The sequence below is a fragment of the Variovorax sp. GW821-FHT10C12 genome (assembly GCF_059415405.1).
In genome coordinates this window covers 309,273-335,836 of sequence record NZ_JBWKNE010000002.1, presented here as the reverse complement: position 1 = coordinate 335,836, position 26,564 = coordinate 309,273, and the positions used below count along the sequence as shown (strand labels likewise).

The 26,564-nt window shown below is 69.1% G+C and carries 25 protein-coding genes; 3 read left to right on the top strand and 22 right to left on the bottom strand.

The window, feature by feature from the left end; translation table 11 throughout:
• The first annotated feature begins 60 nt into the window (after positions 1-60).
• From acnD to AC07OH_RS14830, 3 genes are read left to right on the top strand one after another with little or no spacing between them, the layout of a single operon-like run.
• On the top strand, positions 61-2,655 hold the full coding sequence (gene acnD / locus AC07OH_RS14840; protein WP_495301171.1) for a Fe/S-dependent 2-methylisocitrate dehydratase AcnD: 2,595 nt from the start codon (positions 61-63) through the stop codon (positions 2,653-2,655).
• A gap of 2 nt (positions 2,656-2,657) precedes the next feature.
• Entirely contained in the window at positions 2,658-3,848 is a 1,191-nt protein-coding gene (prpF, locus tag AC07OH_RS14835; protein ID WP_495301170.1) for a 2-methylaconitate cis-trans isomerase PrpF, read from the top strand.
• Between the two features lie 29 nt (positions 3,849-3,877).
• Positions 3,878-4,741 carry an isocitrate lyase/PEP mutase family protein gene (locus AC07OH_RS14830; RefSeq protein ID WP_307694644.1) on the top strand — a complete coding sequence of 288 codons (864 nt, stop codon included), beginning with the start codon at positions 3,878-3,880 and terminating at the stop codon, positions 4,739-4,741.
• A 6-nt stretch (positions 4,742-4,747) separates the two neighbouring features.
• On the opposite strand, the gene AC07OH_RS14825 is transcribed toward AC07OH_RS14830, so the two are convergent.
• From AC07OH_RS14825 to AC07OH_RS14720, 22 genes are all read right to left on the bottom strand, one after another.
• Positions 4,748-5,482: an RNA polymerase sigma factor FliA gene (locus AC07OH_RS14825; RefSeq protein ID WP_139704662.1), complete on the bottom strand. Its 735-nt coding sequence runs from the start codon at positions 5,480-5,482 to the stop codon at positions 4,748-4,750.
• 25 nt (positions 5,483-5,507) lie between these two features.
• Complete coding sequence (locus AC07OH_RS14820; RefSeq protein WP_495301169.1) at positions 5,508-6,311, bottom strand: MinD/ParA family ATP-binding protein; 804 nt, start codon at positions 6,309-6,311, stop codon at positions 5,508-5,510.
• Positions 6,312-6,316: 5 nt separating this feature from the next.
• The gene (gene flhF / locus AC07OH_RS14815; protein WP_495301168.1) at positions 6,317-8,641 is read right to left on the bottom strand and encodes a flagellar biosynthesis GTPase FlhF; all 2,325 of its coding nucleotides are present in this window, start codon (positions 8,639-8,641) and stop codon (positions 6,317-6,319) included.
• The gene (gene flhA, locus AC07OH_RS14810; RefSeq protein ID WP_159274400.1) at positions 8,638-10,746 is read right to left on the bottom strand and encodes a flagellar biosynthesis protein FlhA; all 2,109 of its coding nucleotides are present in this window, start codon (positions 10,744-10,746) and stop codon (positions 8,638-8,640) included. The genes flhF and flhA overlap by 4 nt, the downstream gene beginning before the upstream one ends.
• Positions 10,743-11,885 carry a flagellar biosynthesis protein FlhB gene (gene flhB, locus AC07OH_RS14805; protein WP_495301167.1) on the bottom strand — a complete coding sequence of 381 codons (1,143 nt, stop codon included), beginning with the start codon at positions 11,883-11,885 and terminating at the stop codon, positions 10,743-10,745. The genes flhA and flhB overlap by 4 nt, the downstream gene beginning before the upstream one ends.
• A gap of 134 nt (positions 11,886-12,019) precedes the next feature.
• Positions 12,020-12,664, bottom strand: coding sequence for a protein phosphatase CheZ (cheZ, locus tag AC07OH_RS14800; RefSeq protein WP_495301166.1), 645 nt, complete (start codon positions 12,662-12,664; stop codon positions 12,020-12,022).
• On the bottom strand, positions 12,661-13,053 hold the full coding sequence (gene cheY, locus AC07OH_RS14795; protein ID WP_056582361.1) for a chemotaxis response regulator CheY: 393 nt from the start codon (positions 13,051-13,053) through the stop codon (positions 12,661-12,663). Before cheY ends, cheZ begins: the two co-directional genes overlap by 4 nt.
• A 37-nt stretch (positions 13,054-13,090) precedes the next feature.
• A complete protein-coding gene (locus tag AC07OH_RS14790) occupies positions 13,091-14,182 on the bottom strand; it encodes a protein-glutamate methylesterase/protein-glutamine glutaminase (protein ID WP_495301419.1) in 1,092 nt (363 codons plus the stop codon).
• A 2-nt stretch (positions 14,183-14,184) separates the two neighbouring features.
• Positions 14,185-14,778, bottom strand: a complete 594-nt coding sequence (cheD, locus tag AC07OH_RS14785) for a chemoreceptor glutamine deamidase CheD (protein ID WP_062469392.1) — start codon at positions 14,776-14,778, stop codon at positions 14,185-14,187.
• The gene (locus AC07OH_RS14780) at positions 14,775-15,602 is read right to left on the bottom strand and encodes a CheR family methyltransferase (RefSeq protein WP_495301165.1); all 828 of its coding nucleotides are present in this window, start codon (positions 15,600-15,602) and stop codon (positions 14,775-14,777) included. The genes cheD and AC07OH_RS14780 overlap by 4 nt, the downstream gene beginning before the upstream one ends.
• A gap of 91 nt (positions 15,603-15,693) precedes the next feature.
• A complete protein-coding gene (locus tag AC07OH_RS14775) occupies positions 15,694-16,998 on the bottom strand; it encodes an EAL and HDOD domain-containing protein (protein WP_495301164.1) in 1,305 nt (434 codons plus the stop codon).
• Between the two features lie 22 nt (positions 16,999-17,020).
• Positions 17,021-19,033 carry a chemotaxis protein CheA gene (gene cheA, locus AC07OH_RS14770; RefSeq protein ID WP_495301163.1) on the bottom strand — a complete coding sequence of 671 codons (2,013 nt, stop codon included), beginning with the start codon at positions 19,031-19,033 and terminating at the stop codon, positions 17,021-17,023.
• A 50-nt stretch (positions 19,034-19,083) separates the two neighbouring features.
• Complete coding sequence (motB, locus tag AC07OH_RS14765; protein ID WP_489059555.1) at positions 19,084-19,992, bottom strand: flagellar motor protein MotB; 909 nt, start codon at positions 19,990-19,992, stop codon at positions 19,084-19,086.
• 13 nt (positions 19,993-20,005) lie between these two features.
• Complete coding sequence (gene motA / locus AC07OH_RS14760; protein WP_495301162.1) at positions 20,006-20,866, bottom strand: flagellar motor stator protein MotA; 861 nt, start codon at positions 20,864-20,866, stop codon at positions 20,006-20,008.
• A 62-nt stretch (positions 20,867-20,928) separates the two neighbouring features.
• Entirely contained in the window at positions 20,929-21,519 is a 591-nt protein-coding gene (gene flhC, locus AC07OH_RS14755; protein ID WP_062469371.1) for a flagellar transcriptional regulator FlhC, read from the bottom strand.
• The gene (gene flhD / locus AC07OH_RS14750) at positions 21,516-21,884 is read right to left on the bottom strand and encodes a flagellar transcriptional regulator FlhD (RefSeq protein ID WP_370680118.1); all 369 of its coding nucleotides are present in this window, start codon (positions 21,882-21,884) and stop codon (positions 21,516-21,518) included. Before flhD ends, flhC begins: the two co-directional genes overlap by 4 nt.
• A 350-nt stretch (positions 21,885-22,234) precedes the next feature.
• The gene (locus tag AC07OH_RS14745) at positions 22,235-22,519 is read right to left on the bottom strand and encodes an EscU/YscU/HrcU family type III secretion system export apparatus switch protein (protein ID WP_495301161.1); all 285 of its coding nucleotides are present in this window, start codon (positions 22,517-22,519) and stop codon (positions 22,235-22,237) included.
• On the bottom strand, positions 22,516-23,736 hold the full coding sequence (gene fliK / locus AC07OH_RS14740) for a flagellar hook-length control protein FliK (protein ID WP_495301418.1): 1,221 nt from the start codon (positions 23,734-23,736) through the stop codon (positions 22,516-22,518). Before fliK ends, AC07OH_RS14745 begins: the two co-directional genes overlap by 4 nt.
• Positions 23,737-23,767: 31 nt before the next feature.
• Positions 23,768-24,133, bottom strand: coding sequence for a flagellar protein FliT (locus tag AC07OH_RS14735; RefSeq protein ID WP_223301366.1), 366 nt, complete (start codon positions 24,131-24,133; stop codon positions 23,768-23,770).
• Positions 24,133-24,552, bottom strand: coding sequence for a flagellar export chaperone FliS (gene fliS, locus AC07OH_RS14730; RefSeq protein WP_495301160.1), 420 nt, complete (start codon positions 24,550-24,552; stop codon positions 24,133-24,135). The genes AC07OH_RS14735 and fliS overlap by 1 nt, the downstream gene beginning before the upstream one ends.
• A 14-nt stretch (positions 24,553-24,566) precedes the next feature.
• Positions 24,567-26,015, bottom strand: coding sequence for a flagellar filament capping protein FliD (gene fliD / locus AC07OH_RS14725; protein ID WP_492677414.1), 1,449 nt, complete (start codon positions 26,013-26,015; stop codon positions 24,567-24,569).
• 54 nt (positions 26,016-26,069) lie between these two features.
• On the bottom strand, positions 26,070-26,435 hold the full coding sequence (locus tag AC07OH_RS14720) for a flagellar protein FlaG (protein ID WP_139700351.1): 366 nt from the start codon (positions 26,433-26,435) through the stop codon (positions 26,070-26,072).
• Between the last annotated feature and the right edge of the window lie 129 nt (positions 26,436-26,564).

Here is a 26,564-nt window from a genome sequence, read left to right as displayed (position 1 = left end):
ACACGAGAAGAAGAAAAAGCGCCCGTGCCTGCGCGCGGGTGCCGAGCGACAAGCGCCCCCATGAACACCGACTACCGCAAGAACCTTCCCGGCACCGCGCTGGATTACTTCGATGCACGCGAAGCCGTCGAGGCGATCCGCCCTGGCGCCTGGGCCACGATGCCCTACACCGCGCGCGTGCATGCCGAGAACCTCGTGCGCCGCTGCGACCCGGCGATCCTCGTGCAAAGCCTCACGCAGCTCATCGAGCGCCGGCGCGACCATGACTTTCCGTGGTTCCCCGCGCGCGTGGTCTGCCACGACATCCTCGGCCAGACCGCGCTGGTCGACCTGGCCGGCCTGCGCGACGCCATCGCCGAACAGGGCGGCGACCCCTCGCAGGTCAACCCCGTGGTGCCGGTGCAGCTCATCGTCGACCATTCGCTGGCGGTGGAGTGCGGCGGCTTCGACCCCGATGCCTTCGCGAAGAACCGCGCCATCGAGGACCGGCGCAACGAAGACCGCTTTCACTTCATCGAATGGACGAAGCGGGCCTTCCGCAACATGGAGGTGATCCCGCCGGGGAACGGGATCATGCACCAGATCAACCTGGAGCGGATGTCGCCCGTCGTGCACGCGCAGGACGGTGTGGCCTACCCCGACACGCTGGTGGGCACCGACAGCCACACGCCGCACGTCGATGCGCTGGGCGTGGTCGCCGTGGGCGTGGGCGGGCTCGAGGCCGAGAACGTGATGCTGGGCCGCGCCTCGTGGATGCGGCTGCCCGACATCGTCGGCGTGCGGCTCGCGGGCCGGCCGCAGCCGGGCATCACGGCCACCGACGTCGTGCTCGCGCTCACCGAGTTCCTGCGCGCGGCGAAGGTGGTGGGTGCGTACCTGGAGTTCCACGGTGAAGGCGCGGCCAGCCTCACGCTGGGCGACCGCGCGACCATCTCCAACATGGCGCCCGAGTACGGCGCCACCGCGGCGATGTTCGCCATCGACACGCAGACGCTCGACTACCTGCGCCTCACGGGCCGCGCCGACGAGCAGGTGCGCCTGGTCGAGGTCTATGCGAAGCAGGCGGGCCTGTGGGCCGACACGCTCGCCGAGGTCGTGTACGAGCGCGTGCTGCAGTTCGATCTGTCGACGGTCGTGCGCAACATGGCCGGCCCGTCGAACCCGCATGCGCGCGTCGCCACGGCCGACCTCGCCGCGCGCGGCATCGCCGCGCCGTGGGACGACGTGCCCGGCCAGATGCCCGACGGCGCGGTGATCATCGCGGCCATCACCAGCTGCACCAACACCAGCAACCCGCGCAACGTGATCGCCGCGGGCCTGCTCGCCCGCAACGCCAACCGCGTGGGGCTGGCGCGCAAGCCATGGGTCAAGACTTCGCTGGCGCCCGGCTCGAAAGCGGTCACGCTCTACCTGGAAGATGCGGGCCTGATGCGCGAGCTCGAACAGCTGGGCTTCGGCGTGGTGGCCTATGCCTGCACCTCGTGCAACGGCATGTCGGGCGCGCTCGATCCGGCCATCCAGCAGGAGATCGTCGATCGCGACCTGTACGCCACGGCCGTGCTCTCGGGCAACCGCAACTTCGACGGCCGCATCCACCCGTATGCGAAGCAGGCCTTCCTGGCCTCGCCGCCGCTGGTGGTGGCTTACGCCATCGCGGGCACGGTGCGCTTCGACATCGAGAAGGACGTGCTCACCGTCGTCGACGGCAAGGAGATTCGCCTGAAGGACCTCTGGCCGAGCGACGAAGAGATCGACGCCATCGTCAAGGCCAGCGTGAAGCCCGCGCACTTCCGCCAGGTGTACGAGCCGATGTTCGCGATCCAGCCCGACACGGGCGAGCAGGTGGCGCCGCTGTACGACTGGCGCCCCGCCTCCACCTACATCCGCCGCCCGCCGTATTGGGAAGGCGCGCTGGCCGGCGAACGCACGCTCACGGGCATGCGCCCGCTGGCGATCCTGCCGGACAACATCACGACCGACCACCTGTCGCCGTCGAACGCGATCCTGCTGGACAGCGCGGCCGGCCAGTACCTGCAGCGCATGGGCCTGCCCGAGGACGACTTCAACTCCTACGCCACCCACCGCGGCGACCACCTCACGGCGCAGCGCGCCACCTTCGCCAACCCCACGCTGAAGAACGAGATGGTGCGCAAGGCCGACGGCACGGTGCGCGCCGGATCGCTGGCGCGCGTGGAGCCCGAGGGCGAGGTGATGCGCATGTGGGAGGCCATCGAGACCTACATGCTGCGCAAGCAACCGCTGATCATCGTGGCCGGTGCCGACTACGGCCAGGGCTCGTCGCGCGACTGGGCCGCCAAGGGCGTGCGGCTGGCCGGCGTGGAAGCGATTGCGGCCGAGGGCTTCGAGCGCATCCACCGCACCAACCTGATCGGCATGGGCGTGCTGCCGCTCGAGTTCAAGCCGGGCACCAACCGCCTCACGCTGGGCCTGGACGGCACCGAAACGTACGATGTGACCGGCGCGCGCACCCCGCGCGCCGACCTTACGCTGGTCGTGCACCGCCGCAATGGCGAACGGTTCGACGTGCCCATGACCTGCCGCCTCGACACCGCCGAAGAGGTCTCCATCTACGAAGCCGGCGGGGTGCTGCAGCGCTTTGCGCAAGACTTCCTCGCCGCCACGAAAGCCGACTGACGATGCCGCACACCCCGCAGATCAAGATCCCCGCCACGTACATGCGCGGCGGCACCAGCAAGGGCGTGTTCTTCCGCCTGCAGGACCTGCCCGAGGCGGCGCAGGTGCCGGGCAAGGCGCGCGATGCGCTGCTGCTGCGCGTGATCGGCAGCCCCGACCCCTACGGCAAGCAGATCGACGGCATGGGTGCGGCGACGTCGAGCACCAGCAAGACCGTGATCCTCTCGAAGAGCGAGCGGCCCGGCCATGACGTGGACTACCTGTTCGGCCAGGTGTCGATCGACCGGCCCTTTGTCGACTGGAGCGGCAACTGCGGCAACCTCTCGTCGGCCGTGGGCCCGTTCGCGATCAGCAACGGCCTCATCGATGCGGCACGCGTGCCGCGCGATGGCGTGGCGGTCGTGCGCATCTGGCAGGCCAACATCGGCAAGACCATCGTCGCGCACGTGCCGATGACCGGCGGTGCGGTACAGGAGACCGGCGACTTCGAACTCGACGGCGTGACCTTCCCCGCGGCCGAGGTGCAGCTCGAGTTCATGGACCCCGCTGCCGAGGAAGACGGCGCGGGCGGCGCGATGTTCCCGACCGGCAACCTCGTCGACGACCTCGACGTGCCAGGCCTCGGCACGCTGCAGGCCACGATGATCAATGCCGGCATCCCCACCGTCTTCGTGAACGCCGAGGCGCTCGGCTACACGGGCACCGAGCTGCAGGACGCGATCAACGGCGATGTCGCCGCGCTCGCCCGCTTCGAAGCCATCCGCGCGCATGGCGCGCTGCGCATGGGCCTCATCCGCACGCTGGACGAAGCCGCCAGCCGCCAGCACACGCCCAAGGTCGCCTTCGTGGCGAAGCCCGCGGGCTACACCGCATCGAGCGGCAAGGCCGTGGCGGCCGGCGACATCGACCTGCTCGTGCGCGCGCTGTCGATGGGCAAGCTGCACCACGCCATGATGGGCACGGCGGCCGTGGCCATCGGCACGGCCGCCGCCATTCCCGGCACGCTGGTGAACCTCGCGGCCGGCGGCGGCGCGCGCGAAGCCGTGCGCTTCGGCCACCCCTCGGGCACCTTGCGCGTGGGCGCGCAGGCCCGCCAGGTCGATGGCGAGTGGCAGGTGACCAAGGCGGTCATGAGCCGCAGCGCCCGCGTACTGATGGAAGGCTGGGTCCGCGTGCCCGGCGACACCCTTTGAGCTTTCAGATCCATTCACAGGAAATCCCGATGTCGACTCGCAAGACCCTCCGTTCCCTGGCCGAGGCCCGCCGCGGCGTGCTGGTGCCGGGCGCCTTCAACGCGCTGTCGGCGCGCGTCATCGAAGACCTGGGCTTCGAAGCCATTTACGTCACCGGCGCGGGCGTCACCAACATGTGGTTCGGCCTGCCCGACCAGGGCTTCATGGGCCTGCACGAGATCGCTGACCACACGGCGCGCATCCGCGACGCGGTGAACCTGCCGCTGATCGTCGATGCCGACACCGGCTTCGGCAACGCGCTGAACGTGCGCCACACGGTGCGCGTGCTGGAGCGTGCGGGCGCCGACTGCATCCAGTTCGAGGACCAGGTCGCGCCCAAGCGCTGCGGCCATTTCTCGGGCAAGGAGGTGATCTCCACCGAGGAAGCCGTCAACAAGATCAAGGCCGCCGTCGATGCCCGCACCGACCCCGACCTGCTCATCATGGCCCGCACCGACGCAGCGGCCACGCTGGGCTTCGAGGCCGCGATCGAGCGTGCGCAGAAGTTCAGCGAGGCCGGCGCCGACATCCTCTTCGTCGAAGCCGTCACCACGGCCGACGAGATCCGCGCGCTGCCGCAGCGGCTGGCGAAGCCCCAGCTCATGAACATGGTGATCGGCGGCAAGACGCCGATCTTCGGCGCCGAGGAACTCGGCGGCCTGGGCTACGGCATCGTGCTGTACGCCAACGCCGCGCTGCAGGGCGCGCTGGCCGGCATGCAGAAGGCGCTCACGGTGCTGCGCGACACGCGGCGCATGGACGAAGACCCGTCGCTGGTCGCGCCCTTCGCCGAGCGGCAGCGGCTGGTGCGCAAGCCCGAGCTCGATGCGCTCGACGCGCGCTACGCCAGCTGAGTTTCTCTACAGAGAATCCTTCAGCTTCGCACGCAGCCGGCTCACCGCCTGCCCGTGCAGCTGGCACACGCGCGACTGGCTCACCTCGAGCACCGCACCGATCTCGCGCAGGTTCAGCTCTTCCTCGTAGTAGAGCTTGAGCAGCAGCTGGTCGCGCTCGGGCAGCGCGCCAATGGCGTCCACCAGCTGGTGGCGAAAGCCGCTTTCGAGCAGGCGCGCCAGCGGGTCGTCGAAGTCGCCGCGCCCCTTGCGCGCCTCCTGCGCATGCAGGTCGAGAAAGGGGTTGTCGGGGTCGCCCTTGGCGAAGTCTTCCACGTACAGCAGCTGGCAGCCCTGGATGTCCTGCAGCATCGACTGGTAGGTCTCCAGGTCGACCTTCAGCTCCTTCGCGATCTCGCCTTCGGTGGGCGCGCGGCCCAGCCGGTGGCCCAGCGCCTGGATCGCCTTCTCGATGCCGCGCGCCGACTGGCGCAGCCCGCGCGACCCCCAGTCGCTGGCGCGCAGCTCGTCGAGCATGGCGCCGCGGATGCGCTGGCTGACGAAGGTCTCGAACTGCGCGCCGCGGTGGTCCTGGTAGCGGCTCGACGCATCGAGCAGGCCGAGCATGCCGGCCTGTATCAGGTCGTCCAGCTCCACGCTGGCCGGCAGCCGCGCCATCATCTGCAGCGCGATGCGGCGCACCAGCGGCTGGTGCTGTTCCAGCAGATGCGATTTCTCGATGGTGCCCTGTGCGGTGTACACGGCCGTCCGTCCTCGTGGTCGTGTCTCAGGCCGCGAGCGCCTGCGGGAACACGGCCGGCCGCGCGGGCGTGCGCCAGGTCCAGCGGCCCATGTCGTCGGCAATGGCGCGGAAATCGACCGCCGCCGCGCTGGCCGGAAAAGCCTCGACCACGGTCTGGCGCAGCCGCGCCGCATCAGCCAGCCAAGGGTCGGTGCGCACCCAGCCCGCGGGCAGCAGCGACAGCGCGAGGTAGCGGCTGGCGGCCTGCGCGAGGTTGTGCATGACCTGCTGCGCGGTGCCCGCATCGGCCACGCCGTTGAGCAGAAAGCGCAGCTGCTTCAGCGCATGCGCGCGGTGCAGGCGCTTGATGCCCGCGTAGGCCGAGGTGATGGCCGCCGGGTGCGGTTGCAGCACGAGCAGCAGTTCGTCGGCGCCCTGCGCCAGCGGCGACAGGCAGCCTTCGTCGTCGAAGGCCGCATCGACGAGCACGATGCCGCGCGGCCACAGCGTGCGCGGGTCGAGGGTCGCGCCGGGCGATGCGGGCAGCACCTGCACGCCGCACACTGCGCTCGCAGCGGCCTGGTCGATCCGCAACCGCCGACTCGCCACATCGGCCAGCGTGCCACGCGGGCCGAGCGCCCACACATCGCACACCGAGCGCATCGTCGGATGGTGTTCGTCGAGCAGCAGCACGTCCTTGCCCTGCTGCGCCAGCGCCGCGCCCAGGCTCATCGCGGCCGTGGTCGCGCCCGCGCCGGGGCCCATGCCCGCGACGGCGACGACGCGCACCGGCGCCTGCCCGAGCAGCCGGCGCAGCCCGTCGGCCTGGTCCGTGACGCGTGCGCTCATCGCCTTCAGCCCAGGCGTTCCAACGCGCGCGGCGCTTGCGCAGGCGCTGCCGATTCGGTGCCCAGCGCATCGAGCAGCAGGAACAGCTTGCCCACGCCCGCGTACAGCGCGCCGCCCGTCAGTGCGCGGCCGGCGCGCGCGGCGCGGCCCGTGAGCTGGCCTAGCAGCAGGCGCGTGCGGTCGGCCCATTCGCCTTCGGCCTGCAGCAGGCGCCACACGGTGGTCGTGACCTGGCCGGCGACGAGCAGGCGCTTCATCATGTGCGGGTCACCGGGTTCTCCCATGCCGCCCGCGAGCTGCACGCCGTCGCGCAGCAGGCGGAAGCACGGCTCGGCGTCGGCGGCCCAGCCCTGCCATTGCGCGAGCTGCAGTGCGCCGACCTCGGCACCGAGGTTGGTGAGCACGCAGGTGTGCGACAGCAGCTTGCGGCTGCGCGCATCGACCACGCGCACGGCCACGCAGCGCAACGTGGGCAGGGTGTCGCGATCGCTGGCGGTACGTGGCAGCACCTCGACCTGCGCTTCGCATTGCAGCGCGGCCTTGCCGCGATAGTGCACGGGCCGATCGGTCGTGTCGTCGAACGCGAAGGCCAGGCGCGCGAGCGTGGTTGCGGTGCCGGTGTGCACGTCGGTCACGGCCGTGCTGCCCGGCGCGCGCGCCAGCCACTGCGTGCCTTCGGCCTGCCACGCCAGCATCTGTTCGACGGCCGGCGGCTTGCCCAGCACGTGCACGAGGCGCTTGCCGAAATCCTGTTGCTGCAGCCACTGCGCCTGGCGCTGGCCCGGTGCCGCCGACTGGCGCGCCGCGGCGGTCGAAAGCCACTGGTTCGGCGCAGCCAGCGGCAGGCCGCTGCGGTCCGACAGCAGCAGGCTGCCGTGGCACACGTAGGCGTCGCCGCTGTCGGTCGCGCGCAGGCCCACCTGCCCGGCCAGCGCGAGCACATGGGTGTCGCATCCCGCAGCCACCTCGCCACGCGCAAACGCCGACAGCTCGTGCAGCACGGCCTTGGCATCGACGGCCTCGTCACCGGCCTGCCGCCACAACGTGCGCGCGCCATCGAAGCCGATGTGCGCACCGGCCAGCGCGCCAGCGGTCGTCGCCAGCTCCTGCGCGTCGTGCGCCATCGCACGGATCAGGCTCTGGTAACGCAGGCGCAGGCGATCGGTTTCGCCCTGTGCCTGCGGCGAAGGCGCGGCCTCGTCGGGCAGGTCGGCTTCCGCCGGCACGAAGAGCGGGCTGTGCTGGCGCGGCTGGAACACGCTGTCCACCAGCTGCACGCGGTCGGCACGCAGCAGGTTCTCGGGCACCTTCTGGCCGCCCGAGATGTAGTGCACCGGCAGGCGGTGGCGGATCACGGTGTCGATCAGCGCGCCCGGGTGCGTGGCCTCGTCGACCTTGGTGAAGATGCAGCCCGCCAGCGCATGGCCCTGGCGGTAGGCGTGCACCACCTCGTTGAGCGTGTCGCCGTGGCTGGTGGCGTTGAGCAGCAGCAGCCGCTTCACCGGCCGCTGGCTGCTGCCGAGCATGGCGATCTGCTCGGGCACGGCGCGGTCGCGCTGGCTCATGCCGACGGTGTCGATGAGCACCATGTGGCGGTCGCGCAGGTCGTGCAGCACCAGCTGCAGGTCGGCCGCGTCCTTCACGGCATGCACCGGCACGTTGAGGATCTGGCCGTAGATGCGCAGCTGCTCGTAGGCGCCGATGCGGTAGCTGTCGGTGGTGACGAGCGCGAGCTTGTCGGCGCCGAAGCGCATCACGCAGCGTGCGGCCAGCTTGGCGGTGGTGGTGGTCTTGCCGACGCCGGTCGGGCCCATCAAGGCATAGACGCCGCCCTGCGCGAACAGCGCGTCTTCGTCTTCATGCACCGGCACCGCGCGCACGAGCTCGGAGCGCACGAAGGCCATGCCGTCGGCGTAGCTCTGGCCCGTGGGCAGCTTCTCGAGCATGGCCTTCGACAGGCGCGCGCTGAAGCCGGCGCCCAGCAGCGTGCGCAGCAGGCGACCGCGCACCGGGTCGCGGCGCTGGCTGTCGCTCCAGACCACGCTGGCAAGCTGTTCCTCGATCATGCCGCGCATCGAATGGAGTTCGCTGAGCACAGTGGGGTCGGCCGGTGCGGCCGTGGCAGGTGCGACTGCGGGCACCGCGGCCTGCACGGTCTGCTGCACATCGCCCTCGGCCATGGCGACGATTTCGACGCCCTGCGCGGTGGCGCGGTGCGTGAGAACGATGGCCTCGGCGCCGAGCGATTCGCGCACCAGGCGCAGGGCCTCGCGGCCGGTGGCGGCGACGAATTTGCGTGCGGTGGTGCGCACGTCGGTCTGTGGATTCAAACGGCTCGTCCTCCAATGGCGGCGGTGATCTTGATGGTCCGGGCGTCAGGGATCTCGGCGTGCGAGAGCACCTTGAGCTGCGGCAGGCTGCGCCGCAAGAAGCGCGACAGCAGCACGCGCAGCGCGTGCTGCACGACCAGCACCGGCGCCAGCCCCATCTGCTCCTGGCGCACCATGGCGGCCTGGGCCTGCTTGAGCAGGTTGTCGGCAATGCCCGGCTCGATGCCGCTGCTGTTGTTCAGGGCCTGCTGCAGCACGCTGTCGAGCGAGCCGTCCAGGCCGATCACCTGCATCTCCTCGTCGCCCGGGAACAGCTGCTGCGTGATGGCGCGGCCCAGCGCCAGGCGTGTGAGCGTGGTGAGCTCGGTCGGGTCTTTCACCGTGGGCGCGTGCTCGGCCATCACATCGAGGATGGTGCGCATGTCGCGGATCGGCACCTCTTCGTCGAGCAGGTTCTGCAGCACCTTGTGCAGCGTGCTCAGCGACAGCACCTTGGGCACCAGGTCTTCGGTGAGCTTGGGCGCGGTCTTGGCGATCTGGTCGAGCAGCTGCTGCACCTCCTGGCGGCCCAGCAGCTCGGCCGCGTGGGTGTGGATCAGGTGGTTCAGGTGCGTGGCCATCACGGTGCAGGCATCGACCACGGTGTAGCCGTACACCTGTGCCTGCTGGCGCAGGCTGGCGTCGATCCAGGTGGCCTCCAGGCCGAAGGCCGGGTCGCGCGTGGGCGTGCCGGTCAGCGTGCCCGTCACCTGGCCGGGGTTGATCGCCATCCACTGGTTGGGGAAGGCTTCGCCGCGGCCGATCTCCACGTCCTTCAGGCTGATGACGTAGGCGTTGGGCTTGATCTCCAGGTTGTCGCGGATGTGGACCACCGGCACCAAAAAGCCCAGCTCCTGCGCGATCTTCTTGCGGATGCTCTTGATGCGGCCCAGCAGCTCGCCCTGCTGCGACTGGTCCACCAGCGGGATCAGCCGGTAGCCGACCTGCATGCCCAGCGGATCGACCATGGCCACGTCGTCCCAGGTGGCTTCGGCCTGCTCGGCCGAGGCCGGCACGCCTGCCCCTTGCGTGGCGGCGGCCGCGGCGGCCTGTTGCGCGGCGGCCTGCGGCTTGCGCTGCACCAGCCGCTTGCCGAGCCACACCAGGCCGCCCGCGATCAGCAGGAAGGCCAGATTCGGCATGCCGGGGATCATGCCCAGCAAGCCGACGATGCCGGCCGTGAGGAACAGCACCTGGGGGTTGGAAAAGAGCTGGCCCGTGAGCTGGCTGCCCACGTCCTCGTCAGTGGTCACGCGCGAGACGATCACGCCGGCCGCGGTGGAGATCACCAGCGCCGGAATCTGCGCCACCAGGCCATCGCCGATGGCCAGCAGCGTGTAAGTCTTGCCGGCCGTGGAGAAGTCGAGCCCGTGCTGCAGCATGCCGACCACCAGCCCGCCGATGATGTTGATCACCATGATGAGCAGGCCCGCAATGGCGTCGCCGCGCACGAACTTGCTGGCGCCGTCCATCGAGCCGTAGAAGTCGGCCTCCTGCGCCACCTCGGCGCGGCGCTTGCGGGCGATCTCTTCGCCGATCAGGCCGGCGTTGAGGTCGGCGTCGATCGCCATCTGCTTGCCCGGCATCGCGTCGAGCATGAAGCGCGCGCCCACCTCGGCGATGCGGCCCGCGCCCTTGGTGATCACCATGAAGTTGATGAGCACGAGGATGATGAACACCATCACGCCCACCGCGAAGTTGCCGCCCACCAGGAAGTGGCCGAAAGCCTCGATCACCTTGCCGGCCGCGTCGGGCCCGGTGTGGCCGTGCATCAGCACCACGCGCGTGGAGGCCACGTTGAGCGACAGGCGCAGCAGCGTCGAGAACAGCAGCACCGCCGGGAAGGCCGCGAAGTCCAGCGCCTTCATGGTGTACATGCTCACCAGCAGCACCATCACCGACAGTGCGATGTTGAAGGTGAACAGCAGGTCGAGCAGGAAGGGCGGCAGCGGCAGCACCATCATGCTCAGGATGAGGATGATGAGAATCGGGCCCGCCAGGCCCTTGAACTGCGAGCCGGAGAAGATCCGCGCCGGCAGGCGCATCAGGTCGTTCAGTCCGTTCATGCGACCGCCGGCGAGTACTGCAGGTCGGCCGGCACCGGCAGGTCGGTCGGCGTGCGCGGCGCCTCGCCGCCCTCACTGTTCCAGCGCTTGAGCTGGTACACCCAGGCCAGCACCTCGGCCACGGCGGTGTACAGCCCGGCCGGAATTTCCTCACCCAGCTTCGTGTGGCGGTAGAGCGCGCGCGTGAGCGGCGGCGCCTCCAGAATCGCGACCTTGTGCTCCCTGGCCATCTCGCGGATGCGCGCGGCCACCAGCTCGGTGCCCTTGGCGACCACGCGCGGCGCGCGCATGTCGCTGTCCAAGTACTGCAGCGCGACGGCGAAGTGCGTCGGGTTGGTGAGCACGATGTCGGCCTTGGGCACCTCGGCCATCATGCGGCGGCGCGCCATCTGCTGCTGTTGCCGGCGGATCTGCGCCTTGATGTGCGGATCGCCTTCGCTTTCCTTGTGCTCCTGGCGCACGTCCTCGCGCGACATGCGCAGCTTGCGGTAGTAGTTCCACAGCTGGAACGGCACGTCGACGAGCGCGACGAGGAAGAGCGTGGCGGCGATCAGCGCGCAGTGCTTGGCCACCAGCACCAGCGCATGCGGCAGTGCCTCGTGCGCGGGCTGCGACATGAGCGCTATCACGGCCTCGATGTCGTCCACGATGACCCACCACGCCACGCCGCCGATGAGCGCCGACTTGGCCAGCGCCTTCACGAGTTCGGCCAGCGCCTGCGCCGAGACCATGCGGCCGATGCCGGCCAAGGGATTGAGCTTGCCGAAATTCGGCGCGACGGCCTTGCCGGAGAACATCCAGCCGCCGAGCATCAGCGGCGCCGCCACGGCGGCCACGACCATCATGGCGAACAGCGGCCCGATGGCGATGAGTGCATGCAGCACCATGAGCCCGCTCTGCGAGAGCATGTGCGCAGGGTCGAAGGCGCTGGCGCGTTCGAACTGCAGGCCGCGTCGCAGCGCGCCGCTCAGGCTCGCGCCGAGCGACTCGGCCGCCAGCCACAGGCCGGCGCTCGCGGTGGCGAGCATGACGAAGGTGGTGAGCTCGCGCGAACGGGCCACGTTGCCTTCCTCGCGCGCCTTCTCCAGGCGCCGCTCGGAGGCGGGTTCCGTTTTCTCGAGATCGCTTTCCTCAGCCATTCATGCTCCGAACCAGCACTGGCGAAGTACGCCTTGCCCAGAACCAAATTATTGGATCCGGTGGTGCGGAACAATCTGCCGATCAGGGCCGGTATCGCCCTGCAATTCGGCCAATCAAGCAGGCTGCAAGCGGCTCAGAAGCCGAGGCTTTCGAGCAGGTCGTCGACCTGCGCCTGGTCGGTCACGGCGTCGGGATTGCCGGGCTTCACCTGCGGTCCGTTCTGCAGGCTCTGCACGGCCTCGTGGCGCTTCTCGGGCGGCGAGTTGTCGATCAGCACCTGCAGCAGCTGCGTCTCGACGTCGTTGACGACTTCCATCATCTTCTTGATGACCTGGCCGGTGAGGTCCTGGAAGTCCTGCGCCATCAGGATCTCCATGAGCTGCGTGTTGATGGCGCTGGCGCGCTGGGGCACGTCGTTCAGGTAGCCGCGCGTGTCCAGCACGAGCTCGCGCGCCTGGTCGAGTTCGATCGGGTTCTCGAACCACTGGTCCCAGCGCTGCGTCAGGGCCTTGGCGTCGGTGGCCAGGGCTTCCTGCAGCGGCTGCGCCACGTCGATGGCGTTGAGCGCGCGGTGCGCCGCGCGCTCGGTGGTGGCCGCCACGTAGTTGAGGCGGTCGCGCGCATCGGGAATGGCCTGCGCGGCCTTGGCCACCTGCTTGTCCAGGCCCAGCTCGCGCAGGCCTTCGCGCAGCTGGCGCGTGAGGTGGCCGATGCGGCCCAGCAGTTCTTCGGTGGTGTTGTTGGTGGCGTCTGCCGCGCCGAGAGTGTCCTGGCTCATGCCTTGGCCAGCTTCTCGAAGATCTTGGTGATCTTCTCTTCCAGCGTCGCCGCGGTGAAGGGCTTCACCACGTAGCCGTTGGCGCCGGCCTGCGCGGCCGCGACGATGTTTTCCTTCTTGGCCTCGGCCGTGACCATCAGCACCGGCAGCGTCTTCAGCTCGGGGTCGGCGCGGATGGTCTGCAGCATGGTCAGGCCGTCCATGTTGGGCATGTTCCAGTCGGAGACCACGAAGCCGAAGCTGCCGCCGCGCAGCTTCTCCAGGCCGGCCACGCCGTCCTCGGCCTCGTCGACGTTGAGGAACTCCAGCTCCTTCAACAGGTTGCGCACGATGCGCCGCATGGTCGGGAAGTCATCCACCACCAGGATCTTGATGCTCTTGTCGATCACGATTTTTTCCAGCTCCACAGGTCGTTGTTCAAACTCGTCATACCCGGTTCGCACGTTCACCGAACGTGCGAAGGTGCGCCATCACGCGGCGACTGATCTCGTTCAGCGGCGACACCTCGTCCACCGCGCCCAGCGCCACCGCCTCGCGCGGCATGCCGAAAACCACGCAGCTGGCCTCGTCCTGCGCCAGCGTGTGTGCGCCCGCGCGCCGCATGCGCAGCAGGCCCTCGGCGCCGTCCTTGCCCATGCCGGTGAGGATGATCCCGATGGCGTTCTTGCCCGCGTGCTTCGCCGCCGAATCGAACAGCACGTCGATCGACGGCCGGTGGCGGTTCACGGGCGGCTCCTGGTCCAGGTGCGCCACGTAGTTGGCGCCGCTGCGCGCCAGCGACAGGTGAAAGCCGCCCGGCGCGATGTAGGCATGGCCCGGCAGCACGCGCTCGCCCTGTTCCGCCTCCTTCACGCGGATGCGGCACAGGCCGTCCAGGCGCTGCGCGAAGGAGCGCGTGAAGCCGGCCGGCATGTGCTGCGCGATGAGCACCGCGGGCGCGTCGGGCGGCAGCGGCTGCAGCACCTCGCGGATGGCCTCGGTGCCGCCGGTGGAGGCGCCGATGATGAGCAGCTTCTCGGTGCTCAGCAGCGGGCTGCGCAGCAGCGCCTCGGGCGCGGCCTCGTGGGCGGGGCGCGCTGCGGTGGCCGCGGGCCGCGCGGGCAGCAGCCGCGCACTGGCCGCCGTGCGGATCTTGCCGGCGATGAGTTCGGTGTAGTTGAGCAGGCCGTCGCGCACGCCCAGGCGCGGCTTGGTGACGAAGTCGATGGCGCCCAGCTCCAGCGCGCGCAGCGCGATCTCCGAGCCGCGCTCGGTGAGCGAGGACACCATGACCACCGGCATCGGCCGCAGGCGCATGAGCTTCTCGAGAAACTCCAGCCCGTCCATGCGCGGCATTTCCACGTCAAGCGTGAGCACGTCGGGGTTGGTGACCTTGATGAGGTCACGCGCCACCAGCGGGTCGGCCGCGGTGCCGACCACGGTCATGTCGCTCTGGCTGTTGATGATCTCGCTCATCACGCTGCGGATCAGCGCCGAATCGTCGACGCAGAGCACCTTGATCTTTTTTTTGCTCGTCAGGCTCACCGGCTTCCTTTGGTTCTGTCGATCTCGTGCGGTGCGGCGGGCACCGACAGCCGGCGCAGCAACTCGCCTTCGTCGCGGCGCACCCGCAGCACCTCGGTCTGTGCGCGCAGGCGGCGCACCACGGCCTTGCCGCTCTCGGGCAGGAAGCACACGCGGCGCGCGTGCGGTCCGCGCAGGTCCTGTGCCGCGACTTCGATGCGTTCCGCCTCCAGGTAGCGCAGCACGAAGTCGGCGTTGCGGTCGCCGATGTTGAGCGTGGTCATGCCGGCCAGCACGGCGCCGCCGCCGAACACCTTGGCCTGCAGCCGCTCGCGCCGCGCGCCCGCGCGCACCAGCTCGCGCACCAGCACGTCCATGGCGAAGGCCCCGTAGCGCATCGAGCCGCCACCGGGCTCGCCGTCGTCGGGCAACATGAAGTGGTTCATGCCGGCCACGCCCGCCTGCGCGTCGTGCAGGCAGGCGGCCACGCAGGAGCCGAGCACAGTGCTGAGCACGGTGTGGTCGGTGGTCACGTAGTACTCGGAAGGCAGCAGCTTGACGGCCATGCGCCCGACATCGCGGTCGAAGTAGTGGTGGCTCGCCAGGCTCATGCGAGGCCCGGCGTGCGCGACAGCTCGTACACCGTCTGCCCCAGCGGGCGGAAGGCCGGGTTGACGAGCGAGGCGTTCTCGGAGTGCCCGGCGAACAGCAGGCCGCCCGGCTTGAGCAGCGGCGCGAAGCGGTCGAGCACCTTCTTCTGCGTCGGCTTGTCGAAATAGATCATCACGTTGCGGCAGAAGATCGCGTCCACCGGCTCCTTCACCGACCAGGCGCTGTCCAGCAGGTTCACGCGCGAGAACTTCACCAGCGTGGCGACCTCGGGACGCACGCGCACCTTGCCGGCATTGGTGCCGGTGCCCTTGTTGAAGAAGCGCCGCAGCCGCTCGGGCGACAGGCGCCGCACCTGCTCGGTGGTGAAGACGCCGGTGGCGGCCTTGGCCAGCACCGCGGTGTCGATGTCGCTGGCGATGACGCGGGCCGAACCCGCGCGCTCGCCCAGCGCTTCCATCAGCGTGATGGCGATCGAGTACGGCTCCTCGCCCGTCGAGGCGGCGGCGCACCACACGGTGACCGGGCCCGGCCGCTTGCGCACATGGTCGGCCAGCGTGGGAAAGTGGTGCGCCTCGCGAAAGAACGAGGTGAGGTTGGTGGTGAGCGCGTTGATGAACAGCTGCCACTCGTCGCCGTCGTGGCGCGCCTCGAGCTGGTCCAGGTACGGCGTGAACGCCGGCAGCTGCAGCTCGCGCAGGCGCCGCGACAGCCGGCTGTACACCATCTGCCGCTTCTGCTCGCCCAGGGCGATGCCGGCGCGGCGATGGATGAGGGTCCGGATTCTGGAGAAGTCGTGGTCGGTAAAGTGGAACTCGGTCGTCACAGCCAGCCTGGAAGCGTGACTTTCAATGGTCACGGAAACCGCCGTTTCCAATCGGCCGATCAGACGCGCAAAAGCCTTGCATTTCCGGGGGTCAGGCAGGTGGTGCGGTCACGGCCGGGCCGGCGTCGAGCGCCCACACCAGCGCCGACAGCTGCGCGGCGTTGACCTGCGCGGCGCTCAAGAAGAGCGCCTCCGACAGGCGCGCGGCGCGGCCGTCGTCGGTCTCGCAGCTTTCGGCCAGCGCCACGAAGGGGCCGTAGACGCCGCTGCGCGACAGAATCGCCTGCTGCACGGCTTCGGTGAGCTGCACCTTGCGCAGCACGCCTTCCATCGGCACGCCCAGCAGCTGGTCGAGCAGCGAGAACATGCCCGCCACGAACAGGTTGTCGGCCTCGCTGGGCGGCAGCATGCCCTGCCCCATCAGCTCGACGAAACGTCCGCGCAGGATGGCCTTCTTCATCATGAAGGGCGAGCTGACCTTGTTGCTGGTGGCCAGCAGCAGCGACAGCCAGCGGTACAGCGGCGAGTAGCCGAGCATGGCGACCGCATGGCGCAGCGAGTGGATCTCGACCGCCAGGCCGACCGAAGGCGAGTTGATGTAGCGCAGCAGCCGGTAGGTGAGCGCCGCGTCGTGCTTGAGCGCGCCCTCGATGGCGCGCACGTCCTCGTTGCGCAGGATCATCTGCATCAGGTGCACGATAAGCTGCGACTCGGGCTGCAGCGCGTCGGCGCTGTCACGCGCCGGCGGCAGGCGCACAGCGCCGTCGACGAAGACCTGCACGCCGCGCGCGGCGCAGGCCTCGAACTCGGCCCAGTTCGCCACGCGCGCGGCGATGGGCGCCGGGCCAGTGGGCGACACGTCCGCCAGCTGGGAGGGCAGCACCTCGCGGTGCGTGACGATGGCGCGCAGCTCATCGTCGTCCGGCAGCGCGACGCCGCCGCACAGCATGAAGCCGAAGCCCTGCTCGCGCAGGAACAGCAGGATGGAGCGCATGTCGGCGTCCATCAGCTCGTCGGCCTTCATGCACAGCACGACGTTGCGCGGCGGCAGCGACTGCAGCTCGCTCTGGAACAGCGCATCGACCGTGACGTCGACGAACACCATCTGTGCGCCCAGCAGCCAGCCGTGGCCACCCGGGTTCAGGTGCAGGCCCAGCGTGTCCATGAGCGCCTTGACGCCGGCCGCCGCACCCGCGTCGGTGCCTTGCCCGGCCGCGCGCCAGGCCATGCGGTAGCCGACCACGCGGCGCTTGCCGTCGAGCAGCATGGCGTAGGCCACGTGGCCGTCGGCACCGACTGCGGGCGCGATGGCGGGCGTTGTGTCGGCTTGCGCGCCGTTGCCGTTGCCGTTGCCGTTGCCGTCGACGCCGGGGCGCCGGAAGAAATCGAACCTCATGCGGCCGTCCCTCGCGTCGGGATCAGGAAGCGAACGCGTCGGTGCGGCGCGCGGCGCCCGCCAGGGCCGCCGCGCTGGCGGCCTGCGCGCGCTGGATGCGCGGCATCGCGCCCACGTCGACGATGAAGGCCACGCTGCCGTCGCCCACGATGGTGGCGGCCGAGATGCCCGGCACCTTGCGGTAGTTGGTCTCCAGGTTCTTCACCACCACCTGGTGCTGGCCGAGCAGCTCGTCGACCAGGAGCGCGAAGCGGCTGTCGTCGGCCTGCACGATCACCAGGATGCCCTGCGTGGGCTGCGTCTGCGCGCCGGCCACGTCGAACACGCGGTGCAGCTCGATGAGCGGCAGGTACTCGCCGCGCACGCGGATCACGTGGCCGTCGGCGGTGATGGAGTGCAGGTGCTCGGGCAGCGGCTGCAGCGACTCGATCACGTAGCTCAGCGGCAGGATGTAGGCCTCGCTGCCTACGCGCACCGACATGCCGTTGAGGATGGCCAGCGTGAGCGGCAGCACGATGCGCGTGGACGTGCCCTGGCCGCCGCGCGAATGAATCTCCACATGCCCGCCCATCTCCTGGATGTTGCGCTTGACCACGTCCATGCCCACGCCGCGCCCCGAGATGTCGGTGACCTGCTCGGCCGTGGAGAAGCCGGGCGCGAAGATCAGCTGCCACACCTCTTCGTCGGGCATGGCATCGTTCACCGGCAGGCCCTGCTGGCGCGCCTTGTCGAGAATGCGCTCGCGGTTCAGGCCCGCGCCGTCGTCGCTCACCTCGATCACGATGTTGCCGCCGTGGTGCTGTGCCGACAGCAGCAGCTGGCCGGTGGCGTCCTTGCCCTTGGCCAGGCGCACCTCGGGGGCCTCGATGCCGTGGTCCAGGCTGTTGCGCACCAGGTGCGTGAGCGGATCGACGATGCGTTCGATGAGGCCCTTGTCGAGCTCGGTCTCCTTGCCGTAGGTGTCCAGGCGCACCTGCTTGCCGAGCTTGGCGCTCACGTCGCGGATCACGCGCGGGAAGCGGCTGAACACGTAGTCCATCGGCATCATGCGGATGGACATCACCGATTCCTGCAGGTCGCGCGCGTTGCGCTCCAGGTGGCCCAGGCCGCTCAGGAAGCGCTCGTAGGCCACGGGGTCGAGCACGGTCGCGGCCTGCGTGAGCATCGACTGCGTGATGACGAGCTCGCCCACGAGGTTGATGAGCTGGTCGACCTTCTCGACGTCGACGCGGATGGAGCTGGACTCCTTGGCGCCGGCGGGCACGGGCGCGGCGGAGACCGGTGCAGGCGCGGCGGGTGGCTGCACGACCGGTGCTTCAACTGCGACCACAGGTTCGGCAACGTCGGCCACCTCGCGCGTGATGTCGATCTGCGATTCGTCGATGACGAAGCAGCACACGGCCACGATGTCGTCGGGGTCGCAGGTGGTGGCCAGCCGCACGGTCAGCTGGTCGTTGCTGCGTGTGCGCGTCAGCACGGTGCCCAGGTTGGCCAGCTCGCCGGCGAGCAGCTCGCATTCGCTGTCGGACAGGCGCGCGAAGCGCACGACCAGCACGCCGTCGCTGCTGCCGCCTTCCTCGGCCGGCGCAGCGGCTTGCACGGCAGGCGCCGGTGCGGGCGCGGGTGCCGGCATCGTTGCGGCGGCAGCGTTGTTCTCCATCGCCAGTTGCTGCAGCACGCCGCAGATGTGGGCGACCCTCTCGGCGTCCGGCTCCTTGCCGGCCTGGTAGGCGGTGAGTTGTTCTTGCAAGGCGTCCTTCGTTTCCAGAAAGGCATCGATCATCGGAGCGCTCAGGTGCAGCTGCCCGTGGCGGGCCCTGTCCAGCAGCGTTTCGAGCACGTGCGTGGTGTGGGTCAAGGCGGTGAAACCGAACGTGGCCGCGCCGCCCTTGATGGAGTGCGCCGCGCGGAAGATGGCGTTGAGCTGCTCGCCGTCGGGCGCCTCGACGTCGAGGTCGAGCAAGAGCTGCTCCATCTCCGCCAGCAGCTCGATGGCTTCGACGAAGAAGGCCTGGGTGAATTGACTGAGGTCCATCTGTGGTGCTCCGGGGCCCGCGCTTGCGCGAAGCCGCTTCCTTGTTCTTGTTATCCCGCCGCGTGTCCTGCCGCGGTGCGCGCCTGCGCGGCCGGTGGCGGCAGGCCGATGCGCGTGGCGCCGGCGTCGTTGCTGTTCTCGCGCTCGATGCGCTCCTGCGTGCGGTGGTTCAGCAGGATGATGCTGATGCGGCGGTTGATGGGGTTGCGTGGGTCGGCGCGGTCCAGGTGCATGCTGTCGGCCAGGCCGATCACGCGCAGCACCTTGTCCTCGGTCATGCCGCCGGTCACCAGTTCGCGGCGCGAGGCGTTGGCGCGGTCGGCCGAGAGCTCCCAGTTGCCGTACGAACGGTCGTTGGTGTAGACGATGGCGTCGGTGTGGCCCGACAGCGTGAGCTTGTTGGGCAGGCCGTTGAGCACCGGCGCCAGCTCGCGAAGAATGGCGCGCATGTGCGGCACCACGCGCGCGCTGGCCAGCTCGAACATCGGACGGTTCTCGCTGTCCACGATCTGCAGGCGCAGGCCTTCGGTCGTGATGTCGATGAGGATCTGCGAGCGGAACTGCTGGAACACCGGGCTCTTCTCGATCAGCTCGTCGAGCTTCTTCTTCATCTCGGCCAGGCGGCTGGCATCGGCCGCGTCCTCGCTGTCGGCCTCAGTGTGGCGCACCTCGCCCTCGGCGTGCATCACGTCGGCGCCGCCGCCGGGAATCATGCTGGTGCTCATGCTGCTCTTGTCGCCGCCGGCCAGCGCCACGCGCAGCGGCATGCGGAAGTGCTCGGCAATGCCTTCGCGCTGCTTGGGGCTGGAGATCGACAGCAGCCACATCACGAGGAAGAAGGCCATCATGGCCGTCATGAAGTCGGCGTAGGCGATCTTCCAGCCGCCGCCCGCATGGCCGCCGCCGTGCCCGCCACCGTGGGCGCGCTTGATGATGATGCGGGGCTTCGCGTCGCTCATGGCCGTTAAGGAATCAGCGTGCCTTGACTTCGCGCACGTGGTCGTCCAGCTCGGTGAACGAGGGGCGCTCGGTCGAGAACAGCACCTTGCGGCCGAACTCCACGGCCAGCTGCGGCGCGTAGCCGTTCAGGCTGGCCAGCAGCGTGACCTTGGCGCACTGGTAGATCTTCATGCCCTCCTCGACCTTCTGCTCGATCAGCGAGGCCAGCGGCGACACAAAGCCGTAGGCCAGCAGCACGCCCAGGAAGGTGCCGACCATGGCGTGCGCGATGAGCGCGCCCATTTCCGACGGCGGCAGGTGGGCCGAGCCCAGCGCGTGCACCACGCCCATCACGGCCGCGACGATGCCCAGCGCGGGCAGTGCGTCGCCCACGCGCGAGAGGCTGTGGCCGGGCACGGCGGCCTCGTGGCGGATGGTGTCGATCTCGTGGTCCATGAGGGCCTCGATCTCGTGGGCGTCGGTGTTGCCGCTGATGACCAGGCGCAGGTAGTCGCACAGGAAGACGGTGATGCCCTCGTGCGCCAGGATGGTCGGGTAGCGACCGAAGACCTCGCTTTGCTCCGGCGCTTCCACGTCGGACTCGAGCTTCATCATGCCCTCCTTGCGGGCCTTCGCGAGCAGCTCGTACAGCAGCGCCAGCAGGTCCATGTAGAGCTGGCGGTTGTGCTTGGAAGAACGCAGCAGCAGCGGCAGCTCCCGGATGGTCGCCTTGATGGTCTTGCCGTTGTTGCCCGCGATGAACGCGCCGAGCGCGGAGCCGCCGATCATGAGCAACTCCACGGGCTGGAACAGCACGCCGAAATGCCCGCCCATGAGGCCGTAGCCGCCGAAGACGGCGCCGATCACCACCAGATATCCCACCAGTACCAGCACGCGCTTCCCCTATGCCCTGAGGCATCCAAAACAAAAAACCCGCGCCGGGCGCCGGGGCACTTTCACGAGACGGCGCCGCCGATGTCGAGCACCGGGCCGCCGGCAATCAGGCCGCCGCGGCGCACCGGTTCGAGCTTGGGCTTGCGCGCCTTGCCCGCGCGCGAGGGCGGACGGCACAGCACGCACACATAGCCGTGCTTGTGGTCGTGGGCATGCGCCACGAAGTGGCCGCCGCAGCGGCTGCACGGGCTCAGCTGCAGCATGTCGCTGTCGAAGAAACGCACCATGGTCTCGGCGCGCGTGAAGTCGAGCACGACCTCGCTACCCTGCGACTCGACCTGCTCGGTGTACAGGCGGTAGGCCTTGATGAGCGCGGGCAGTTCGCCCTCGCCGGCCTCGTCGCGCATGAAGCGGTAGATGTTGTAGAACATCGACGAGTGGATGTTGGCCAGCCAGGTCATGTACCAGTCGGTGGAGAACGGCAGCAGGCCCTTGGGCGGCGAGACGCCCTTGAGTTCCTTGTACAGGCGGATCAGGCGCTCGCGGCTGAGCGCGACCACGGCCTCCAGGAACTGCAGGCGCGCGCCCAGGCCGATGAGCTCGACCGCGAGCTGCACCTGCCGGACCTCGCCCAGGATGCTCTTGGCAGTCATGCGCTGGCCGAACCTGCTTTGCGCATCTGCGGCTGGGCTTGGGCCTGTGCCTGGCGCGCGCTCATCAGGATCGACATGTGGGCCTGCTGCAGCGCAGGCTCCTTGCCCTCGCCGACCACCGCGAACATGGGCCGGTCGTCCAGGCGGAAGCTGCACAGCAGGAAGTTGGACGCGGCCAGCTTCACGATCTGGCTGAGCGACATGTTCATGAGCAGATCGGCCAGTTCGCGCCCCACGCCGAGGCGGAACATGGCTTCCGCCCGGTCCCGCTTCACGAGCTTCTGCGCGAGCAGCATGTAGGCCAGATTGATCTCGCCGATTTCCTTCGAAATCACGCCGCCTGCGTTGACATTGCAATTTTCCACGTCTACTTCCATTTCCGATTCCATGTCGACTCCGCACGTCCATCCAACATGTATACATTATATACACACTTATTTACACTTCGAAGACAAAGTAGACCAAAAAGTAATAGGGTCTTGACGTGGCTGCCAACGGTGAACTTCGAAACTCCCTCTGGAGAAGCGGTTTCATTCCCGACGCAGGCGCGCGTTCATGGAGCGCAAGCAATTGTTACGAGCATGCGTATTCCGGCAATTGGCAATCCGCTCGCCAATTGAATTTATAAAGACTATCGAACACCGTCGGGCGTTAATCGGCGGCTTTATTCAGGGTCTTTCAATAGGTCAATGACTTTCCATAGAACAACCGCCGCTCAGGGTGCCGCCGCCTCGGCGCCGCCCTCCAACCGGTGAATCCAGGCCATCACTTCCGCGACCGCCTGGTACAGCTGCGGCGGGATCTGGCGGTCGAGGTCGATCTGCATCAGCAGCTTCACGAGGTCGGCCGACGCATGCACATACAGCCCGTGCGCGCGCGCCTCGCGCAGGATCGATTCGGCGACCACGCCATAGCCCTTGGCGACGACGACGGGGGCCTTGCGCGTGTCCGCGTGCGAGAGCACGACGGCGCTGTGTCGGTCGCGAAGCTCGTTGCTCATGCCGCCGCCTTCTCCGTGACCTGCAGCTGCTGCAGTTGAAGACCGACAGCCTCGAAGCGTTGCGCGAGCCGGCCGGCGTCGCCGCGCAGGCGGGCCACGGTGGCGTGCTCGCGCGCCTGCAATTGCGCCTGCACGGTCGGGCCGCTGAGGCTCAGGCGCAGGTCGACTTCGCCCAGGCGCGGCAGCACGAGCGACACGGTGGTCGACCAGCGGCGTGTGGCTTCTTCTTCGATGGGTTCGCCTTCGCGCGCGTTGGAGCTGGCGGGCTCTTCCTCGATGGTCCACGCCATCGGCACCTCGGGCCAGGCGTGGCCGCTCCAGCGAAAGGCGGCGCTGGCCAGCAGGTCGAGCTGCTGGTGCACGACGGTGACGGCTTGTGGGTGGATCACTTCGGCGCTGCGCGGAGTGGGTGTGCTGGCGACGTCGGCCGCAGCGCGTGCGTGTTCTGCGAGGCGGGGCGCGGGCATTTCCGGCGCGGCGTCGGAGAGGCCGTAGGCCGCCTGCACGCGCGCCGCATCCGGTGCGGGCGCGGCGGTGGTCTCGCTGCGCGCAACCGCACGCGGAGCTTGTGCGATCTCGGCTTCCGGCGCGTTGACCTGCGGGGCCTGCGCCCGCGCATTCGGCGCGGGCGGCGTTGCAGCATCGACCGCAGTCAGCACCGTCGCCGCAGCCACCAGGCCCTGCCCCGTTGTGTTTGTCGTCATCGCCATCACCGGACTCGCCCAGCGCGCCTGCGGCTCCCGCGCCATCTGCGCGAGCGTGCGCGTGCCGGCCGCGAATTCGGCGAGGTGCGATTCGTAGAAGAGCCCGCTGTCCGTCACCGTCTGCGCCAACGTGCCCGCGAGTGCCGCGGTGTTCGTTCCCTGGCGCGCGACGGGCAGCAACAACGGCGCCTCGCCCCGCACCGGCCCCGGCGCGGCCTGCAGGTCGGCCAGCACCGCGCCGATCACGCGCGCGGCCAGCGACAGGCGGGTGTCGATCGAAGACGGCGCACCGCCGGCGGGCGGCGCAGCCACCTCGCCACCGGACGCGCCCGACGGCACCAGCCGGTCCAGCGCTGCGCGCGACGGCAGGCGCACGTCGTTCGCGGTCTTCGGCACGGCCACCGCCGCACCGGGCGCGCCCACCGTGGTCTCCGGCCGCAGGCCGAGCAGGTCGAGCGGCGGCGTCAGGCGCGCGGCCCTCAGTGCATCGATCAGTCCGGTGAGTCCCAGCATGGCCACGGTGGTGTCGTCCTGTCGGTTCGCGTCAGTGCGCGAGGCCGTAGGCCTTGCCCAGGTTCTTCTGGTGGTTGAGCGAATCCATGCGGCGGATCAGGTCGTCGAGTTGCGGCTTGATGAGCCCCGACAGCTCGGCCTGCTCGGTGCAGATGCGCTCGAGCAGGCGCAGCACCAGGTCGCGCTGCGCGGGCTCCAGCGACGCCAGCGGCTGGATCGCCTTCAGACGCTCGACCGACGCCGAGCACCGGGCCTCCAGCTCGGGCAGCTGCCCCCATTCCTTGGCACGGGCCAGCGCCAGCATCGTCGAGATGCACGCGGCCAGCTGCTCGTAGCAATGAACGATCTCGCTGCGCACGGCCATCTGTTCCTGCCCCCAGGTCACGCTCTGCATCATCAGTTGGAAGGCCTGTCGTCGATCTCGCGCCAGGCGGACGCCAGGTGGTCGAGCAGGCGGTCGGCCTCGTCCAGCGCCTGCACGTCGTTGCGCAGGTTGGCCAGCAGCAGGCGCTGCACCACGTAGTCGTACAGCGACGAGAGGTTGCCGACGATCTCGCCACCGGCCTCGCCGGCCGCCTCGGCATCGAGGCTGGCCTTCAGGCCGTTGTCGACGATGTTGATGGCCTTCGAGATCGCCTGTCCCTTGGCGCCGATGTCGCCGGCCGCCATGTGCAGGCGCGCCGCGCCGATGGCGGTCTTCGCGCCGTCGAACAGCATGTGGATCAGTTGCAGCGGCGACGCGCTCATGGCGCGCGTCTCCACGCCGACGCGCGCGTAGACGCCGGCACCGGTGCGGGAGTGGTGAGAGCTGTACATGTCGCGTCCTGTCCTCAGCCCTTGCTGGCGTTCATCGCGTCGAACTGCTGCGCGAGGTACTTCAGCGTGCCGTTCATCTTGTTCATCGCCACGTCCAGCTGCACGAACTGCTTGCGATAGCGCTCCACCGTCGCGTCGGCGCGCTCCTTCATCGCGGTGTACTGGGTGTCGAGCTGCTTGAGCGAGCTCGTCACGCCGTCGGTGGCGACCTTGAGCGCGCCCTTGGTGCCGGTGAGGTCGTCGACCAGCGCCGTCAGCTGCTTGCCATAGCCGGCGGTGCTGCCGGTGCCGCTGGAGAACAGCTTCGCCACGCCCTCCAGGTTGGTGTCGATGGCCTTGTCGAGCTTGTCGTTGTCGATCGCGAGCGTGCCGTCCTTCTGGAACGAGATGCCGATGGACGTGAGCACCTTCAGGTCGTTCGGGCCGCCCACCTGCGGTGCGACCAGCGCCTGGCGGATGCGCGTCTGCAGGTTGCGCAGGGTCGAGTCGCCCACCAGCGGCGCGGCGGCCTTGGCGTCGGTGTCGAAGGCCGTGAGCGACTTCGCGGTGCTCTGCAGCGCGTTGTAGGCCTTCACGAAATCGGTGATGGCCGTCTTCACCGACGTCGTGTTGGCCTTCATCACCAGGCTGAGCTTGCCGGTCTGCACCAGCGTGAGCGTGGTGCCCTGGATGGCGTCGGTCACCGAGTTGCTCGTGCTGGTGACGGCGATGTTGTTGACGGTGAGCTTGGCGTTCTGCGCCGCGGCGGTCTGCTTCAGGTTCTGCGTGCCGGCGGGGTCGTTGCCCAGCAGGTTCTGCAGCGCGGCGTCGCCGTCCACCGAGATGCGCATGGCCGAGGCCTCGCCGGTCTGCGTGGAGGTGAGCACCAGCCGGTTGGGCGTGCCGCTGCCGTCGTTCACGATGGTGGCCGACACGCCGGCGTTGGCCGCGTTGATCGCATCGCGGATGCCGCCCAGCGTGTTGTTGGTCGCATCGATGGTGATCGGCTTGGCCGTGCGCGTGGCGTCCTTGTCGAAGGTGGCGCCGGTGTACTGGCCGGTCGCCGGGTCCAGCGTGCCGCCGGAGACCTTGCCGAAGTCGATGGTGATCTTGCCGCTGCCGATCGCGGCGGTGGTGCTGGCCTGGCCCTTCGCGATGACCGACTGCGCCTGCGCCAGCTGCGAGATGTCGATGGCATAGGTGCCGACCGACCGCGGGTCGGTGCCGCTCGCCGCCATGATGCCGCTCACGCTGGGCGTGCCGGTGATGGCCTGGAACAGCGCCGGGTCGCCCAGCTTCTTGGCGGCCGCCTGGATGCCGGTGAGCGCGCTTTGCAGCGTGCCGTAGGCCGAGAGCTTGCTGTTGTAGCTGGTCTGCTTGGCCTTCAGGGCCACCAGCGGCTGGTTCTCCGCGGTCTGCAGCTGGGTGAGCAATGCGCCCAGGTCAAGGTTGGCGCCAACGCCGATGCTGCTGATCGATGCCATGTCGGGGGTGTCCTGAAATGCGAATGAAATGAAGAGGTCTGGAGCGGGTCGTGATCAGGCTTGCTGGCTCACCAGAAGCCCGGCCTGCCGGTCCATGACCTTGGCGATGCGAACGACCTCTTCGGTCGGAATCTGGCGAATGACTTCGCCGTTGCTGCGGTCGACCACCTTGACGATGAGCTTGTCGGTGTCGCGGTCGACCTCGAACTGCAGGCTGATCGAGCGGCTCTCGAGCGAGGCGTTGACGGACTTCACCGCCATCTCGATCTGCACCGGCGTCGCCTCCTCGACCTCGGCCTCGGCCTTGCGCAGTGCGGTGGCCTCGGCGGCGGCCGCAGCGGCGCCGCCGGTGCGGCCGGCGAGCAGTTGCTGCAGCCAGGGGCTTTCCACGGCGGAGGCGGCGGGTACGGGCTGGGACATGGTCTGCGTTCTTCTTCTGGAGTTCGTTGTCCTGTGCGGCCTCGCCACCAGCGTGACCGCACAGGACAACGCAGGCGGCTTCGGGTCGCCCCGAAGGCCTGCGAGCAAAAAAGCAAGACACCGGGCGCC